Raw genomic sequence first — 17,939 nt, 5'->3', positions numbered from 1 at the left:
CTGCTCATAAATTACCTCATTTCCCAGTGAAAAGTTCACTTATTAAGAGCTCTAAGTGTTCAGGGTTACGGTATTCTATGACGACTTTTCCCTTACCTTTTGAGGAAGGCTGTATTTTTACAGAGGCATTGATTTTTTGACTAATACGCTCAGCTTCTGCACTTAAATCAGGCAGAACAGGAACAGATTTTTCATCTTTATCAATGATTTGAAAGTTTTTTACCAAACGTTCCGTCTCACGAACGGACAACGACTTAGTCACAACTTGAGAAGCCGCTTGAATTTGTTTGTCATGTTCTAAAGGCAATAATGCCCTAGCATGACCCATCTCAATATCACCATGTTCTAGTAGACGACGAACTTCCGGTGTTAAACCAAGCAAACGAAGTAAATTGGCTACGGTGGAGCGAGACTTCCCCACCGTATCAGCTACCTCTTGTTGAGTAAGATGAAAATCTTCAATTAAACGCTGTAATGCTAATGCCTCTTCAACTGGATTAAGGTCTTCCCGTTGAATATTTTCGATCAGAGCTAATACAACAGCATCGGCATCTTCGACGTGACGAACAATAACAGGAACTTGAGTTAAATCGGCTAGCTTAGCAGCACGCCAGCGGCGTTCTCCGGCTATTATTTCATATTGGTTATGACCATTAGGACGCACTACAATTGGCTGCATTATACCTTGAGTACGAATAGAAGCAGCTAAATCATCCAATTGAGCGGGATTCATATCACGACGTGGCTGAAATTTACCTTTAGAAAGCCATTCAACAGGTAAATAGGTTAGGCCCTTAACTTGTTCATCCTGCGAACTATTATTAGAATCTTCCACAATAGAAGCTTGCGGCGCTAATAATGCATCCAAGCCACGACCTAAACCTCTTTTCTTCATCGTCATTTCATTAACCTTAAATTGGTATTAAAGCGAACCTAACAAGCAAAAAATTACTGGCCGCTTTTTCTAATAAATTCGCCTGCTAATGCAAGATATGCAATAGCACCACGAGATTGTTTTTCATAATGCAACACAGGTAAACCATAACTTGGTGCTTCAGCAAGACGAATATTACGAGGTATTACAGTATCATATACTTTATCGCCAAAATGCTTGTGAAGTTGACTCGACACATCATGGGTCAAACTAGGACGAGGATCATACATGGTTCGTAGAATGCCTTCGACTGCTAAGGATGGGTTTAACGAGTGAGTAATACGATCAATGGTTTGCAATAATGCCGTTAAACCTTCTAAAGCGTAATATTCACATTGCACAGGAATCAACACACCTTGAGCCGCAGACAAGGCATTAACCGTTAACATATTTAATGCCGGTGGGCAGTCTAATAAAATAAAGTCAAACTCATTATCCACTTCATAAAGACCAGCGCGTAAACGGGTTTCTTTACTAGGTAAATCTAATAAAACTACTTCAGCGCCAGTTAAATCTCCATTCGCAGGCAACACCCAATATTTACCAGACTCTATTGTGTCTTCCATGACTGGCTTCATCACTTCTTTAACACCATGAGTCCCAATTAACACATCAAAAACACTGGTATCCAATTCTTCTTTAATTAACCCACAACCTGTGGTGGCATTACCTTGTGGATCAAGATCAATCAGCAAAACACGACGTTTCATCGCCGCTAAGGACGCCGCTAAATTCACGCAGGTGGTGGTTTTACCCACCCCGCCCTTTTGATTGGTCACTGCGATTATTCTTGCCATTTTTTCCTATCCTTTACGCGTCATCACTACCATGTGACGCTCTGCCTGTATATTTGGCACGTTAAGAGGCTCTATATGAACTAAATCAACTTCTTTTGGTAACACTGCTAGCTCTTCTTTAGGGTATACCCCTTTCATAGCTAAAAAATTACCTGTGTCCTTTGGGAGCAGTAAAGTCCAATTAATCATATCTTGTATAGAAGCAAATGCACGGGAAATAACATGATCATACTCACCCTGATGAGTATGTTTTTCAACACGCTCATTTGCAACCGTAACATTATCTATACCCAATTCCATTTTAACTTGAGTTAAAAAACGAGTTTTCTTACCATTGCTATCCAATAAGGTAAAATGTTTTTCAGGATAACAAATAGCAAGCACCATACCAGGTAAACCAGGTCCAGTACCCACGTCAATAATATTGTCGCCAGTGATATAAGGTAAAGTGGCTAAACTGTCTAACAAATGCAAAGAAATCATCTTCTCAACGTCCCGAATTGCAGTCAGGTTATAAGCCTTGTTCCACTTTTCGAGCATAATAAGATAATTAACAAGAACCTGAATGGTCTCATCGGAGATAGCAGCGCCCAATTGTTGGGCGCCTTTTTGAATAGTGTCAAAATGTGTCACAGTCGATCCTATCAAGAAAGATTATCGGCTGCTGATTTTAGGCACTTTTACGTGCAATCGCACGTTTTTTCAAATGAATCAAAAGTAGAGACACCGCAGCAGGTGTTATACCTTGAATACGAGAAGCAGCAGCAAGTGTCGCAGGACGAGCTTGAGTTAACTTTTGTTTCACCTCATTAGACAAGCCTTCCATGCTGCTATAATCTAAATCTTCTGGTAGCGGAGTATTTTCTTGTCGACGTAAACGCTCAATGTCATCCGCTTGACGAGAAATATAACCAGCGTACTTAACTGCTATCTGAACCTGTTCCGATACTTGTTCATCAATAGCTTCTTCCAATCCATTTTTTAAACCTGCAATATCTGCGTACTCAATACTCGGACGTTTCAACAAATCCAATAAACTGTATTCACGGGTAATAGGGGCTTCTAATTTTGGATTAATGGCTTCAGCTTCAGAAGAGTTAGGCATAATCCAACTGGATTTCAGTCGCTGGGTCTCAAGATCTATTGCTTCGCGCTTTTTGCAGAAAGCCGCCCAACGTTGATCAGAAACTAAACCCAATTCACGGCCTTTTTCAGTCAAGCGCATATCAGCATTGTCTTCACGAAGAATCAAACGATATTCAGCACGACTAGTAAACATACGATAAGGTTCTTTTGTTCCCATCGAAATGAGGTCATCGACTAAAACACCTAGATAAGCTTCATCACGACGTGGTGTCCAAGCCTCCTTATCTTGAGATAATAAAGCCGCATTTAAACCTGCTAGTAAGCCTTGCGCTCCTGCTTCTTCATAACCTGTCGTACCATTGATTTGTCCTGCAAAGAACAATCCTGGCATATGCTTAGTTTCTAATGAATATTTTAGATCCTGAGGATTAAAATAATCGTATTCAATCGCGTAACCAGGGCGAATAATATGCGCATTTTCCATGCCTTTCATTGAACGAACCAGTTCTATTTGCACATCAAAAGGCAAAGATGTCGAAATGCCATTAGGATACAACTCATGGGTTGTTAACCCTTCTGGCTCAATAAATATTTGATGTGAATTTTTATCGGCAAAGCGAACAATTTTATCCTCTATTGAAGGACAGTAGCGTGGGCCAACCCCTTCAATAACCCCAGTATACATAGGAGAGCGATCCATACCCCTGCGAATAATATCGTGGGTACGTTCATTAGTATGGGTAATAAAACATTCAATTTGGCGAGGGTGCATAGCACGATTCCCCATGTATGACATGACAGGAGTAATATCATCACCTGGCTGAGCTTGCATAAGGGAGAAATCAACTGAACGTGCATCTATTCTAGGCGGTGTACCGGTTTTTAAACGATCAACACGAAACGGTAAAGCACGTAATTTTTCAGCTAAACCAATTGAAGGTGGATCTCCCGCCCGTCCACCAGCATGATTTTGAAGACCAACGTGAATTACGCCACCTAAGAAAGTGCCAGCAGTTAATACAACTGTTTTACTGTTAAAACGAATGCCTGTTTGAGTAATAACCCCACGTGCGGCTCCCTCTTCAACAATTAAATCTTCAGCAGATTGTTGGAATAACCAAAGATTTTCTTGGTTTTCTAACTGATAACGTATTGCCGCTTTGTATAAAATTCGATCTGCTTGTGCTCGGGTAGCACGAACGGCAGGCCCTTTTCGGGAATTTAAGGTTCTAAATTGAATACCTGCTTTATCGGTTGCTAATCCCATAGCACCATCCAAAGCATCAATTTCTTTTACTAAATGTGATTTCCCAATACCACCAATGGCTGGGTTACAGGACATTTGTCCTAACGTTTCAATGTTGTGGGAAAGCAATAATGTTTTCACACCCATACGTGCTGCCGCTAAAGCCGCTTCCGTACCAGCATGTCCACCACCAACCACAATCACATCAAAGTGACTTGGGAAATCCACGGGAACCTCGATATTACTAATAAATAGAAAAATGAATAAAAAACGATCAACTCTCGATGAGGCCGCTAGTATATCGGTAATTTTTTAAAAAGAAAGTGATCGAACCGGACTTACCCGGTCATCAATATTAATATATATGAGTAAGTATATAAGTTCTTTTATGTTTGTTATGTTTATATAGCAAGATAAATTCTGTGGATAATTTATATTTATCTATATATTTCATTAAGATACGAAGATAACAACTTGTTAAGATAGACCTCTTCTTCCTGTGGTGTGGATAACCTAATCCTGTGTACAAAACACCTAGTTATACAGTCCCTTTCTAAAAGCTCTTAGTTGTTAAAAACAATGCAACTCTTCTTATCCATCTATCACCATACTTATCAACACCCATTTTTAGAATATTTTTTTGATTTGATAACATTGTTTTATAAGGTTTTTATCGTTTTTTATGCCTTCATTTTGAGTACTAAAAATAAAAAATAATCCACAGGCAAAAAAATGAAATAAATGAAAATTTTCACATTTCGTTCTAGAAAAGTGTGAATATTCATCTGAATTGGTGATGATTGCTTTCTTATCATGTATAGAATTCGGTGCTGTAAGCGATTCCTTCATTGTACTTGGAAAAATAATGGGAATTTTCTACTTTAATTTACAGTTCAGGGTAATCTGGTCATATTGGATAGTATGTTTATTGAATTAAGCTATTTTGACAGATAAAAGCGAGTTGAAATTTGTCTCTAGAAAGCAAAATGCTTAGAAAGTACAACAACTAATGGAAATGGAAGGCATCATGTTTAAAGCTTTATTAATTACTCAAAAAGACAAACAGCAATCGATTCGTATTGAAAATATAGAGGAGGAGCAACTACCAGTAGGTGATGTGTTGGTTGATGTTTACTATAGCACACTAAATTATAAAGATGGCTTGGCTATTACAGGGAAAGCTCCTGTTGTTCGTTCTTTTCCTATGGTGCCGGGTATTGATCTAGTGGGTAAGGTAAGTCATAGCGATAGCAATGAGTTTTCTATAGGCGATTGGGTACTGTTAAACGGTTTTGGTGTGGGCGAAGTTCATTGGGGTGGCCTTGCTGAGAAAGCTTGTCTTAAAAGTGATTGGCTGATTTCCTTACCTAAGGAGATAGCTCCAAAAGAAGCAATGGCAATAGGAACAGCAGGTTATACCGCTATGTTGTCTGTCCTTGCGCTAGAAAAACAGGGTGTGTTACCGAATTCAGGAGACATTCTTGTTACTGGTGCTAATGGCGGTGTAGGCAGCTTTGCTATCCGATTACTGAATAAGCTTGGTTATCGAGTCGTTGCTTCCACTGGTAGGATGGATCAAGGCGAATACCTTACTTCTCTAGGTGCTAGTGAACTTATTGATAGAGCCAGCTTGTCGGAACCAGGTAAGCCTTTACAAAAAGAACGTTGGGCGGGTGTTATTGATTGTGTCGGTAGCCATACTTTAGCCAATGCCTGTGCAAGTACTCGATATGGTGGCGTGGTAACTGCCTGTGGTTTAGCACAAGGCATGGATTTTCCAGCTTCTGTTGCGCCATTTATTCTTCGTGGTGTTCGTCTTATTGGAATCGATAGCGTGATGCGTCCTAAAGCAGATAGAATTGAAGCTTGGCAACGTTTAAGTGAATTACTTTCCTTGGAAGATTATGAAGCTATTTGTAAAGAAATCACCTTGGATGAAGTCATAGATACGGCCTATAAATTGCTTGATGGTCAAGTACGTGGTCGAGTTTTGGTTCGTATAAAAAACGAATAACTTGTCTCTATATAAGCGAATAAAAAGGACCAATATGAAAATTGTCATAGCCCCTGATTCCTTTAAAGAAAGTGCTACTGCTCTTGAAGTTGCTAATGCGATTGAAACTGGCTTTCGACAAGTGTTTCCTAATGAAGAATATATCAAGGTTCCAATGGCCGATGGGGGTGAAGGGACAGTGCAGTCTATGGTGGATGCGACTGGTGGTTATTTTATTGATCTTGAAGTAACGGGTCCGCTGGGTAATAAAGTGATGTCGCAATATGGCATTTTAGGGTCAAGCGATGGACAAGAGGCAACAACAGCGGTAATTGAAATGGCGTCAGCGTCAGGTTTACATCTAGTACCATTAAACGAAAGAAATCCTCTTTACACCACTAGTTATGGTACAGGAGAACTAATAAAAAATGCCCTAGAACGCGGCATAAAACACATCATTTTAGGTTTAGGTGGCAGTGCAACGAATGATGGTGGTGCCGGAATGGCACAAGCTTTAGGTATTCAATTAAAAACAAGAGATGACAAGGTATTAGCCTTTGGCGGTGAAGCCTTATCTCAATTGAAAAGCATCGATATGAGTCAAAGCCATCCATTACTGGCTCAATGCCGTATTGAAGTAGCTTGTGACGTCGATAACCCATTGTGCGGTGAATTTGGTGCATCAATGATTTTTGGGCCGCAAAAAGGTGCTACTCCAGCCATGATAGATACCCTAGATAAAGCGTTAAGTCACTTTGCTGATATTATGGTTTCAACAGGAATAGAAGATTACCGATTACATCCCGGTGCAGGTGCTGCAGGTGGTATGGGATTTGGTGTAAAAGCTTTTTTAAATGCGCAATTAAAGTCTGGTATTGAAATTGTTATGCAAACCGTGGGTTTAGCTGACAAGTTACAAGGTGCGGATTTAGTGATTACCGGAGAAGGCCGGCTTGATGGTCAAACCGTGTTTGGTAAAACTCCCATGGGGGTATTAAAGCAAGCTAATGTAAAAGGGGTTTCCGCCATAGGAATTGCAGGCAGTCTTGGTAAAGACGCTGATGCTATTTTACAGCAAGGTATGTTGGCTATTTTCCCTATTATTCCAGCGTTAGATAGCCTTGAACAGGTACTGGCTAACGCGGAAACTAATCTAATTAATACTTCACGAAATATTGCTTCGATAATCAAACTAGGACAGCTAAGCTCAAATTAATAGAGCTTAGCAACAAAGCTATTTTCCAATGCAAAATGAGCCGAAAATACGACCTAGTAAGTCATCACTGGTAAAAGCACCAGTAATTTCGCTGAGTGCTTGTTGTGCTTCTTTGAGATCTTCAGCAAGCAATTCCCCTGCTCCATAGCCATGTAATTGCTCGCTGCCGGTTTCTAAAAAACGATTGGCCTTATTTAACGCTTCTATGTGGCGACGGCGGGCAATGAAACCACCCTCTGTGGTATTGTCGAAACCCATGATGGCTTTTAGATGATCTGTTAAACCTGAAACCCCCTCACCTGTTTTAGCGGAGATAGAGATAACAGGAATGTTATTTATGGACTCAACCCCTATCTGCTCCTTGGTTAGGTCCACTTTGTTGCGAACTAGGGTTAAATGCTCAGTATCACCAAGTTTTTTCATAAACTCGGGCCAAATTTCATTAGGGTCTTTACTGTCAATGGATTGGCTGTCGACCATCATCAAGATACGGTCTGCCTTGCTAATTTCGTCCCATGCCCTTTGAATACCAATGCGCTCCACTTCATCTGGACTATCACGTAAACCTGCCGTATCTATTATGTGTAATGGCATGCCGTCAATATGGATATGTTCACGTAGAACATCGCGGGTCGTGCCTTCAACACTGGTTACAATGGCGGACTCTTTACCTGAAAGAGCATTTAGCAAACTAGATTTACCAGCATTAGGTCGTCCTGCGATAACAACGTTCATACCTTCGCGAATTAAAGCCCCTTGGTTGGCTTCTTTTAGCACCATTTTTAATTTGTTTTGAATTCCTGCTAGCTCATTCGCGACTTTACCATCGCCAATAAAATCAATTTCTTCTTCAGGAAAATCAATCGCTGCTTCCACATAAATACGTAGATGGATCAAAGCTTCTACTAACTCATCAACACGTTTAGAAAAAGCGCCTTGTAAAGAGCGTATAGCACATTTTGCTGCTTGTTCAGAGGTACTATCAATTAAGTCGGCGATGGCTTCTGCTTGAGTTAGGTCCATCTTGTCGTTCATAAAGGCACGTTCAGAAAACTCTCCCGGACGAGCTAAGCGAGCACCTAATACGATGCAATGACTAAGAAGCATATCCATAATAACGGGACCACCGTGACCTTGTAACTCAAATACCTCCTCGCCAGTAAAGGAGTTTGGTCCCGGAAAATACAAAGCTAATCCCATGTCGAGTTGTTCATTATTGGCATCTTTAAATGGTACATAATGGGCATAGCGAGGCTTGGGCTCAAAACCAATTATTTGCTTTGCGATAACAAGACTTTTAGGGCCTGATAAGCGGATGATGCCGACTCCACCACGGCCCGGTGCCGTCGCTTGAGCTACGATGGTATCTTGGTCAATGAGGTGCTGAAAGTCGGTCATAATTTAGCTCTTTAACTGGGTGGCAAGAAAGTTTGTTATTGTCCGTTAGCAAGACAAACATGGCAATCTAAACGTAAAAAAGGCCTCCCAATGGGAAGCCTTTTTTATCGAAAGAAAGGATAGCGCTTTGGCGTTAAGCTTCTCTTTCGATACGTTTAGTAATGATGTACTGCTGTATGATAGACAAGCTGTTGTTGGTTACCCAGTATAGTACTAGACCAGCAGGGAACCATAAGAAGAAGAAGGTAAATGCGATAGGCATAATCTTCATTATTCGAGCTTGCATTGGATCTGGAGGCGTTGGATTCAGCATTTGCTGACCCATCATACTCAGACCCATCAAGATAGGCAGAATGAAATAGGGATCCATAACAGCTAAGTCGTTAATCCATAAGAAGAATGGCGCATGACGCAATTCAACGGATTCCATTAATACCCAGTACAAAGAAAGGAAAACTGGCATTTGTACCAAGATAGGTAAACAGCCACCCAAGGGGTTAATTTTTTCTTTCTTATAAAGAGCCATCATTTCCTGTGACATCTTCTGACGGTCATCACCATACTGATCTTTAAGCTTGGCAATTTCTGGTCCGAATTTGCGCATTTTCGCCATAGAGCGGTAACTTGCTGCAGACAACTTAAAGAAGATGGCTTTCACACAAACTACGATCAAGATAATAGCCACACCCCAGTTGATCACTACAGCCTGAATCGCTGTTAGTAACCAGAATAGAGGTTTTGCTAACCACCACAACCAGCCGTAATCTACGGTTAGATCAAGGTTTTCTGCTGTTTCTTCAAGGTGACCTTGTAATTTTGGTCCAACATAAAAGGTGGAGCTCAAAGTACCTTGCTTACCCGCTGGGATTTCAACCGCTGAGCCTGTAAAACCAATGATGTTAAAATCACCATTAGTGCGGGCTTGTAGCGTTACTTTTTGACCTTGTTCAGGAATCCAAGCAGAAACAAAGTAATGTTGTAGTACCGCTACCCAACCTTGGTTGGTGGTAGTTTTAACTGGCTCTTCTTCCATATCTGAAAAAGATACCTTGTTGTACTTATTCTCTTCATCAGAAATAGCGCCACCGAGATAAGGTTGTAAGCCCATGCCAGTCGCTTGACTTGGGTCTGGTGAATTATCACGTTTGATTTGAGCAAATAAGTTACCGCGCCAAACAGAGGAAGATGCATTGTCGACAGTAATTAACTGACGAATACGGTATTTTCCTTTGAAGAAGCGAAATGTTTTGGTGTATTTCACGCCGCTCGCATCGGTAAAGTAAAGGTTCACATCTAATGAATCTTCGCCTTCAGCTAAGCGGTAAGAGGTTTTTTCTGATTGATAAACGGGACGGCCTTCAGGTGAAGCATCTGGGCCATCTTTACCAATCAAGCCACTTTGTGTCACATAAGTACGCTCGGCGCCATCTTCTAAGATGACAAATCTATCAGGTTGACCAAGCTCTTTGGAATATTGAAGAAGCGCAGCTTCAACAAGATCACCACCCACTGGATTAATAGCAACACGTAGAGTATCGGTTGTTATTTCAATGAGTTTTCCTGGAGCGATGCTCGTTGCAGTTTGAGGAATTTCTGCATTGGCATCTGTGGTTGTGCTTTGAACTGCCAAAGGCAAATCATTGCTTGTTTGATCGCTTGTCTCAGATTGTGTCTGAGAGCTTTGAGCTAGGCTTTGTGTGGACTGAGAACCATAATCTTGGTTCCACTGTAAAAACAGCAGGTAGCCACTGATAAAAAGCGCACCCCATAAAAAGTAACGTCTGAAATCCATGGTATTCAACTAATTTGTTTGGTTGGACGATAGGTTCACGGAACCCTATTTAAAAATCACGGCTATTAAAGCAGCCTTTGGCAGTTTTTTCAGCCTATTTCTGTTTAGAGTGAGCGTGTTTTTTGTTTGAAGGGGTTTTTAATGCTTTTTTTGCCAATTGATCCCATGCTTTATCTAGGCGTTTATGCAAATCTGGGTTCTCTAACTCTTTAATGCCTTGGCGTGCTAAAAACACAATATCCAGACCTTCAAGTGGCGTTTTATGGTGGCGAAAGGAATCACGTACCAAGCGTTTGATACGATTCCGGCCTACAGCACGTTTATCCGTTTTTTTAGACACAATAAGACCCAACCGAGTTTGGTTATCATCTCGTTTTCGTGCTAATAAAAGGAATTCGCCTGCGAAGACTTTGGAGGAGGTGTCGTTAAAGACGGATTGATAATCCCCGGCATTCAGAAGTCTGACATGCCGGGGAAAACAATAATCGGTCATCAGCGTTTTTATGCGCTTAGTACCTTGCGGCCGCGGGCACGACGGCGAGCGACGATTTGGCGTCCGCTTTTAGTAGCCATACGAGCACGGAAACCGTGGTTACGTTTGCGTTTTAAAACGCTAGGTTGAAATGTTCTTTTCATCGTTCTTCTCTCACTGAAGCAGTGTTTCAGTTTTGAGGGTTAGCCTTAGCCAAGCCTCTGCATTTGATCGTCAAATCAGGGCGCGGATTTTAGATCTTTTCCTTAGTAAATTCAATGGCTAACGAAGGTTAATTGCTAAATAAATAAGCATACAATTGATTCAATACTTATTAACAGGGTTTTGCCCAGCAGTGGACAAAAAAATCTAACAGAAGAAAAAATTATCCACAAAAAGATATTTTTAATTTTATATTTGTATAAAAATCAAAATAATATGTTTTATATCTGTTGTTAACAATGATTAAAATAAGGTAACCAAAAAGTGTGTATAACTAGTGGTTTTATGCACATCGCAATGACTTTATCTACTGGTGTGGATAAAGTCTTGTGTTATTAACAAAGTTTGATTATTTCTTTTGATTTTGCTTTATTTCTATTTATATGTGGATAACTTGATGTGCTCAAGGTAAAATCCGCTTCTTATCTGTCACTCAATCTGGGAGTACGCCAACAGTGTCTTTGGAGCATTGGGATCTTTGTCTGCAACGTTTGCAGGATGAATTTTCCACATCGCAGTTCAATACCTGGATTCGTCCGTTGCAGGCTGAAATGTCGCCCAATGGAGAATTGTGCTTAAGTGCACCAAATCGATTTGTGCTGGACTGGGTGAGCAACAAATACCAAACACGTATAAAAGAGCTGTTATCTGAGTTTGCTGGTGAAGATCCTGCTTCTGTTTTAAAACTTGCAGTTCGTGATCAAAATTTTGCACAGGCGAATCAAGCCCCGCCCCCACCGCCTGTTTCTAATGAAGCTATTGTTAGCCCTCTTAATAATGAAGTTGCAAGTGAATCAGGCTATCGACCTGCATTTGGTTTGATGAATGGAGAAGGCAGTCAGCATGCGGATCTAGAATTTGAAGCACCCTTGACCCTTTCTGGCACCGGCGCTGACTTAAGAGCAGAACTAGAGCCTAATACCCAGGGGCAATTACCACTGGCACCGCCAAAGCGTAAAGTCCAAGTAGAAGGTGGTATTAACCATGGTGCTAATTTAAATAATTCTTTTACTTTTGATAACTTTGTTGAAGGTAAGTCCAACCAACTAGCCCATGCCGCAGCGTTACAAGTCGCAGAAAACCCGGGCGGTGCTTACAATCCCCTCTTTATATACGGTGGCGTTGGTCTGGGTAAAACTCACTTAATGCAGGCCGTGGGCACAGAGTTGATGCGCCATAACCCGAATGCAAAAGTGGTGTATTTACATTCGGAGCGTTTTGTAGCGGATATGGTAAAAGCGTTGCAATTGAATGCGATTAATGACTTCAAGCGCTATTATCGTTCTGTTGATGCTTTGCTCATTGATGATATTCAATTTTTTGCTGGCAAAGACCGTACACAAGAAGAATTTTTTCACACCTTTAATGCGCTATTAGAAGGTGGACAGCAGATGATTCTGACCTGTGACCGCTATCCTAAAGAAATTCAAGGTTTGGAAGATCGTTTGAAATCGCGTTTTGGTTGGGGACTGACGGTTGCCATTGAACCGCCAGAGTTAGAAACTCGGGTGGCAATCTTGATGCGCAAAGCGGATGAAAGTGGAATCAAACTATCCTATGATTCAGCTTTCTTTATTGCCCAAAAAATTCGTTCTAATGTTCGTGAGTTAGAAGGGGCATTAAAGCGAGTTATTGCTAATTCGCACTTTACTGGTCGAGCAATTACTCCGGATTTCGTTCGGGAGTCTTTAAAAGACCTTTTAGCCTTGCAAGATAAGCTAGTGAACATTGATAATATTCAGCGCATCGTGGCGGAATATTATAAAATTAAGATCAGCGACCTGTTGTCCAAACGCCGTAGTCGATCTGTCGCTCGCCCTCGTCAAGTGGCTATGTCCCTTGCGAAAGAGTTAACCAATCACAGTTTGCCTGAAATTGGCGATGCTTTTGGTGGACGGGATCACACTACAGCTTTGCATGCGATTCGTAAGATTAAAGAACTGCAAGATACGGATTCGGATATCCGTGAAGATTACAAACAATTGATGCGAATTCTGACCACCTGATTGGTCTAAGACTTTCAGTTTACGAGGAAAATAATGAAATTTTCAGTCGTCCGCGAGACACTTCTTAAGCCGCTACAACTGGTAGCTGGCGTTGTAGAACGCAAGCAGACTATGCCAGTCTTGGCCAATGTCTTGGTAGAAGTAAAAGACCAAATACTAACCCTTACTGGTTCTGATTTAGAAGTCGAATTAGTAGGACATGTACCCTTAGATGACTGTGAAGAAGGCCGTATTACCGTGCCTGCTCGCAAGCTAATGGATATTTGTAAAAGCCTACCTGATAGTGCGGTGATTGAATTCACTTTGGATGAACAAAAAGCCGTGATTCGTTCTGGCCGTTCTCGTTTTAGTCTATCGACGCTACCTGCAGATGAGTTTCCTAATATTCAGGATATGCAGGGGGATTTAACCGTCACAATTCCACAAAACAACGTTCGCCGCTTGATCGACCGCACTGGTTTTGCCATGGCTAACCAAGATGTACGTTATTACCTTAACGGCATGTTGCTTGAAGTGGCGGATGGCCAATTACGTGTTGTTGCAACCGATGGTCACCGTTTGGCTACCGCGGTGGAAGATGCACAAGTAAATGGTGATTTGACTCAGGTGATTATGCCTCGTAAAGGTATTTTGGAGCTCAATCGTTTACTGAGTGATACCGATGAAGTTGTTGAGCTCATTATTGGTACCAATCATATCCGTGCAAAAGTCGCGGATTATGTGTTCACGTCTAAGTTAGTCGATGGAAAATTTCCTGATTATCATCGCGTTATTCCACGTAATAACGAAAAAATCGTTATTGCAGATCGTTTAGAGTTACGCCAAGTGTTCTTGCGAGCTTCGATTTTATCGAATGAAAAATATCGTGGTGTGCGTTTGATTCTATCAAATGGCATGTTGCAAGTTTTTGCGAATAACCCAGAGCAAGAAGAGGCTGAAGAATCCGTATTGGTTCAATATCAAGGTGACGATATGGAAGTGGGTTTCAACGTAGGCTATTTGTTGGACGTGCTTGGTGTGGTTGATACCCAGGAAGTTCGTTTGTCGCTAAACGACTCTAACAGCAGTGCTTTGATTGAAGAAGCAGAAAGCCATGCAGCGCAATACGTTGTGATGCCAATGCGCTTATAATCGTTGTTCTATTGCCCGCTTGGCATTTTAGAAAGTTTAAATAGCCAAGCGGGCTTTTCTTCCTTTATTTTAAGGTTTGAGTGTTATGCCACTGGTGCGTTTGGACATCTCTCATGTTCGTAACCTTTCTAGTGTGCGCTTCGAGCCTTCGCCTCAAGTCAATGTGATTGTCGGTGAAAATGGCAGTGGTAAAACTTCCGTACTGGAAGCTATCCATTTGCTCTCATTTGGCCGTTCTTTTCGAAGTCATAAACACAAAACCTATATTCAACACGATAACCCCCATTGTCTGGTCTTTGCACAACTGCATCAAATTCACGGTAGCCCTATTCCTATCGGTCTACAACGTCACCGTGATGGCCAAATAGATGTACGTATTCAAGGTCAGCGAGCCGAGTCCGTCATTGAGCTTGCTGAGCGCCTTCCTGTACAGCTAATTAACCCCGATGCTTTCCGATTATTAGAAGGATCACCAAGTATTCGACGGCAATTTATTGACTGGGGTGTGTTTCATTTTGATAAAGACTTCATTCCTGCTTGGAGAGGCTGGCAAAAAGCATTAAAACAGCGGAATACCTTGCTCAGACGTGGTAAAATATCGTCCAGTTTATTGGCGGCATTTGATCAGGAATTGATTCGACTTGGTGAGCAAGTCAATGTGTCTCGAAAAGCCTATGTTGAACAGCTCGAACCACACTTTTTAAGAGTGCTATCGTCATTAACGACGGAGCTTTCGGTGAGTTTGCAGTTCTTTCAGGGGTGGGATGCACAAAAGAGCTTAGCCTCGGCGGTTGAAATGGGTCGAGAACGCGATATCGAGCTAGGTTACACGCATACTGGCCCACAAAGGGCTGATTTACGAGTAAAGACAGCCACAGGATATGCATTAGACACACTCTCACGTGGTCAGCAAAAGCTTGTTGTCTCGGCTTTGAAGATTGCTCAAGGACAGCTCTTGATCGATATGGGGCGTCCACTGGTGTTTTTAGTGGATGATTTACCCGCTGAGTTAGACGCCAACCATCGACAGAAGCTATGTCGTTTGTTGGAGTCACTGAATAGCCAAATTTTTATTACTAGTGTTGGACCAGATACCACGGATTTTGCGTGGGCCGACACCACAGACGTTCGTCATTTTTCTATGAATAATGGCGAACTGTCCTTATCGAGCAAAGGTTTGCAGGAGAGTTAAATGAGTGAAAATAATTACGATTCGTCCAGTATCAAGGTGCTCAAAGGACTTGATGCCGTTCGTAAACGTCCCGGTATGTATATTGGTGACACGGACGATGGCACAGGTTTGCATCATATGGTGTTCGAAGTCGTGGATAATTCCATCGATGAAGCCCTAGCTGGCCATTGTGATACTATCACTGTACTTATTCACCCCGATGAATCTATTTCTGTATCCGATAATGGTCGTGGTATTCCAGTGGATATTCATGAAGAAGAAGGCGTCTCTGCTGCCGAAGTCATCATGACTGTCTTACATGCTGGTGGTAAGTTTGATGACAATTCTTATAAAGTATCAGGTGGTCTTCATGGTGTAGGGGTTTCTGTTGTCAACGCCCTATCCAAAGCTCTAACTCTTACTATCCGTAAAAACGGCAAAGTATACGAACAATTTTACAAACATGGTGTACCACAAGCTCCGCTGGCGATTGTTGGTGATTCCGATGGTGCTGGTACTACGGTACATTTCGAGCCTTCAGAAGATACTTTCAGCAATATTTTATTCGTTTATGACATCTTGGCAAAACGTCTACGTGAATTGTCATTCTTGAACTCTGGTGTAGCGATTCATCTAAAAGATGAACGTACAGGAAAAGAAGATTTCTTTAACTATGACGGTGGGTTACGTTCCTTTGTTGAGCATTTGAATACCAACAAAACGCCGATCAACGATATCTTCCATTTTATTTGTCAGCGTGAAGACTTAGAAGATGGCATTGCGGTTGAAGTGGCGTTGCAGTGGAACGAAGGCTTCCAAGAGAATATTTATTGTTACACCAACAACATTCCACAGCGGGATGGTGGTACTCACCTTGCTGGCTTCCGTGGTGCTTTGACTCGAACATTAAACAATTTTATTGAGAAAGAAGGCCTAGCGAAAAAACAAAAAGTAGCAACGACTGGCGATGATAGCCGTGAAGGTTTGACTGCCATTGTTTCTGTGAAAGTGCCTGATCCTAAGTTCTCTTCTCAGACCAAAGATAAGTTGGTTTCTTCTGAAGTAAAAACCGCCGTAGAGCAAGAGATGAGTAAACGTTTTGCTGAGTACTTACTTGAGAAGCCAGGTGAAGCCAAAATCATAGTCAACAAGATGATTGATGCCGCTCGTGCCCGTGAAGCGGCACGTCGAGCTCGTGATATGACTCGTCGTAAAGGCGCTTTAGATATCGCAGGTTTGCCCGGTAAATTGGCAGACTGTCAGGAGAAAGATCCTGCGCTTTCTGAAATCTACCTAGTGGAGGGTGATTCTGCGGGTGGTTCAGCAAAACAGGGCCGTGATCGTCGTACACAAGCGATTTTGCCGCTAAAAGGTAAAATTTTAAACGTCGAAAAAGCGCGTTTTGATAAAATGCTATCGTCTGTTGAGGTGGGTACGCTTATTACTGCTCTTGGTTGTGGTATTGGTCGTGACGAATTTAACGCGGACAAACTTCGTTATCACAGCATTGTTATCATGACCGATGCCGACGTGGATGGATCACACATTCGAACTTTGCTGTTGACCTTCTTCTTCCGTCAAATGCCTGAAATCATCGAACGTGGTCACATCTTTATTGCCCAACCTCCTTTGTTTAAGATCAAACGTGGCAAGCAAGAGCAATACATCAAGGATGAAGCGGCTTTAAATCAACATTTAATCGAAGTTGCCCTTGATGGCGCTCGTATGTATGTGAATGAAGAAGCACCGGGTATTCAGGGTGAAGCTTTATCTAAATTGGTTCGTGATTACATCAAAATCGAAAATGATATTGAGCGTTTGTCTCGCGTGTACCCTAAAGATGTTATGGGTAAGCTTTTATACTGCAAACCACTAACAGTAGAAAATTTAACGGATGAAGCGATTGCTTTGGAGTGGGTTGAAGCGATTCGTCAGCAAATGCCACAAGATGCACGTACGGGTTTCCGTTTTGATTTCGGCGTAGAGAAAGACGAAGAGCGTAACCTTTATCTTCCTGTTGTTGATATTATGTCGCACGGTGTTTCTAACCGTTATCGCTTTGAAGCAACCTTCTTTAATTCACCTGAGTACAAACGTATTGTTGCTATGGCCGATACCATTACTGAATTATTTGGAGAAGAATCCTTTATTCAACGGGGTGAACGTCGCCAGTCAGTCACAACCATCGAAGATATGAAAGCTTGGTTGATGAAAGAAGCAAATCGCGGCATGACGACTCAACGCTATAAAGGTTTAGGTGAGATGAACCCTGATCAGCTTTGGGAAACCACCATGGACCCAGATGCGCGTCGTATGCTGAAAGTGACGATTGATGACGCCGTTGCAGCGGATCAGATGTTTACCACCTTAATGGGTGATGAAGTAGAACCGCGTCGTAATTTCATTCAAGACAATGCTTTGAGGGTAGCGAACCTAGACGTTTAAGGTTTAGTTTACTGATTAAAAAGCCCCAAC

General features: G+C 41.8%; 14 protein-coding genes. 6 read left to right on the top strand and 8 right to left on the bottom strand.

The window, feature by feature from the left end; genetic code table 11:
• Positions 1-16: 16 nt before the first annotated feature.
• The 4 genes from I8J31_RS01700 to mnmG are packed head-to-tail and all read right to left on the bottom strand — an operon-like array spanning position 17 to position 4,291.
• A complete protein-coding gene (locus I8J31_RS01700; RefSeq protein WP_199466455.1) occupies positions 17-901 on the bottom strand; it encodes a ParB/RepB/Spo0J family partition protein in 885 nt (294 codons plus the stop codon).
• A 47-nt stretch (positions 902-948) separates the two neighbouring features.
• The gene (locus tag I8J31_RS01695) at positions 949-1,731 is read right to left on the bottom strand and encodes a ParA family protein (RefSeq protein WP_199466454.1); all 783 of its coding nucleotides are present in this window, start codon (positions 1,729-1,731) and stop codon (positions 949-951) included.
• Between the two features lie 6 nt (positions 1,732-1,737).
• Positions 1,738-2,364: a 16S rRNA (guanine(527)-N(7))-methyltransferase RsmG gene (rsmG, locus tag I8J31_RS01690; RefSeq protein ID WP_199466453.1), complete on the bottom strand. Its 627-nt coding sequence runs from the start codon at positions 2,362-2,364 to the stop codon at positions 1,738-1,740.
• 37 nt (positions 2,365-2,401) lie between these two features.
• The gene (gene mnmG, locus I8J31_RS01685) at positions 2,402-4,291 is read right to left on the bottom strand and encodes a tRNA uridine-5-carboxymethylaminomethyl(34) synthesis enzyme MnmG (RefSeq protein WP_199466452.1); all 1,890 of its coding nucleotides are present in this window, start codon (positions 4,289-4,291) and stop codon (positions 2,402-2,404) included.
• 799 nt (positions 4,292-5,090) lie between these two features.
• Here mnmG and acuI point away from each other — a divergent pair.
• Both acuI and I8J31_RS01675 read left to right on the top strand, forming a co-directional pair.
• Positions 5,091-6,077 (top strand): acrylyl-CoA reductase (NADPH), encoded by a 987-nt coding sequence (acuI, locus tag I8J31_RS01680; RefSeq protein ID WP_199466451.1) that lies wholly within the window; start codon positions 5,091-5,093, stop codon positions 6,075-6,077.
• 34 nt (positions 6,078-6,111) lie between these two features.
• Positions 6,112-7,272, top strand: a complete 1,161-nt coding sequence (locus tag I8J31_RS01675) for a glycerate kinase (protein ID WP_199466450.1) — start codon at positions 6,112-6,114, stop codon at positions 7,270-7,272.
• Between the two features lie 18 nt (positions 7,273-7,290).
• Here the strand turns inward: I8J31_RS01675 and mnmE are convergent, their stop codons facing one another.
• The 4 genes from mnmE to rpmH all read right to left on the bottom strand — a co-directional run bounded on the left by mnmE (position 7,291) and on the right by rpmH (position 11,098).
• Entirely contained in the window at positions 7,291-8,670 is a 1,380-nt protein-coding gene (mnmE, locus tag I8J31_RS01670) for a tRNA uridine-5-carboxymethylaminomethyl(34) synthesis GTPase MnmE (protein WP_199466449.1), read from the bottom strand.
• 133 nt (positions 8,671-8,803) lie between these two features.
• The gene (gene yidC, locus I8J31_RS01665) at positions 8,804-10,462 is read right to left on the bottom strand and encodes a membrane protein insertase YidC (RefSeq protein ID WP_199466448.1); all 1,659 of its coding nucleotides are present in this window, start codon (positions 10,460-10,462) and stop codon (positions 8,804-8,806) included.
• 94 nt (positions 10,463-10,556) lie between these two features.
• Entirely contained in the window at positions 10,557-10,955 is a 399-nt protein-coding gene (gene rnpA / locus I8J31_RS01660) for a ribonuclease P protein component (RefSeq protein WP_199466447.1), read from the bottom strand.
• 8 nt (positions 10,956-10,963) lie between these two features.
• Positions 10,964-11,098, bottom strand: coding sequence for a 50S ribosomal protein L34 (rpmH, locus tag I8J31_RS01655; RefSeq protein ID WP_084035504.1), 135 nt, complete (start codon positions 11,096-11,098; stop codon positions 10,964-10,966).
• 513 nt (positions 11,099-11,611) lie between these two features.
• Between rpmH and dnaA the strand changes: the two genes are divergently transcribed.
• From dnaA to gyrB, 4 genes are all read left to right on the top strand, one after another.
• On the top strand, positions 11,612-13,162 hold the full coding sequence (gene dnaA / locus I8J31_RS01650; RefSeq protein ID WP_199466446.1) for a chromosomal replication initiator protein DnaA: 1,551 nt from the start codon (positions 11,612-11,614) through the stop codon (positions 13,160-13,162).
• Positions 13,163-13,195: 33 nt separating this feature from the next.
• The gene (gene dnaN / locus I8J31_RS01645; protein ID WP_199466445.1) at positions 13,196-14,293 is read left to right on the top strand and encodes a DNA polymerase III subunit beta; all 1,098 of its coding nucleotides are present in this window, start codon (positions 13,196-13,198) and stop codon (positions 14,291-14,293) included.
• An 85-nt stretch (positions 14,294-14,378) separates the two neighbouring features.
• A complete protein-coding gene (gene recF / locus I8J31_RS01640) occupies positions 14,379-15,485 on the top strand; it encodes a DNA replication/repair protein RecF (RefSeq protein WP_199466444.1) in 1,107 nt (368 codons plus the stop codon).
• The gene (gene gyrB / locus I8J31_RS01635; RefSeq protein WP_199466443.1) at positions 15,486-17,909 is read left to right on the top strand and encodes a DNA topoisomerase (ATP-hydrolyzing) subunit B; all 2,424 of its coding nucleotides are present in this window, start codon (positions 15,486-15,488) and stop codon (positions 17,907-17,909) included.
• The last annotated feature ends 30 nt before the right edge of the window (positions 17,910-17,939 follow it).

Origin of the sequence: Marinomonas transparens (genome assembly GCF_016463975.1) — a bacterium.
In the GTDB taxonomy this organism is placed as follows: Bacteria; Pseudomonadota; Gammaproteobacteria; order Pseudomonadales; family Marinomonadaceae; genus Marinomonas; species Marinomonas transparens.
This window is presented reverse-complemented; position numbering and strand designations above follow the sequence as displayed.

Coding starts and splice junctions, on each gene's coding strand:
- I8J31_RS01700 (WP_199466455.1), bottom strand. CDS start 901: ATGACGATGAAGAAAAGAGGTTTAGGTCGTGGCTTGGATGCATTATTA.
- I8J31_RS01695 (WP_199466454.1), bottom strand. CDS start 1,731: ATGGCAAGAATAATCGCAGTGACCAATCAAAAGGGCGGGGTGGGTAAA.
- acuI (WP_199466451.1), top strand. CDS start 5,091: ATGTTTAAAGCTTTATTAATTACTCAAAAAGACAAACAGCAATCGATT.
- I8J31_RS01675 (WP_199466450.1), top strand. CDS start 6,112: ATGAAAATTGTCATAGCCCCTGATTCCTTTAAAGAAAGTGCTACTGCT.
- mnmE (WP_199466449.1), bottom strand. CDS start 8,670: ATGACCGACTTTCAGCACCTCATTGACCAAGATACCATCGTAGCTCAA.
- yidC (WP_199466448.1), bottom strand. CDS start 10,462: ATGGATTTCAGACGTTACTTTTTATGGGGTGCGCTTTTTATCAGTGGC.
- rnpA (WP_199466447.1), bottom strand. CDS start 10,955: ATGACCGATTATTGTTTTCCCCGGCATGTCAGACTTCTGAATGCCGGG.
- rpmH (WP_084035504.1), bottom strand. CDS start 11,098: ATGAAAAGAACATTTCAACCTAGCGTTTTAAAACGCAAACGTAACCAC.
- dnaN (WP_199466445.1), top strand. CDS start 13,196: ATGAAATTTTCAGTCGTCCGCGAGACACTTCTTAAGCCGCTACAACTG.
- recF (WP_199466444.1), top strand. CDS start 14,379: ATGCCACTGGTGCGTTTGGACATCTCTCATGTTCGTAACCTTTCTAGT.
- gyrB (WP_199466443.1), top strand. CDS start 15,486: ATGAGTGAAAATAATTACGATTCGTCCAGTATCAAGGTGCTCAAAGGA.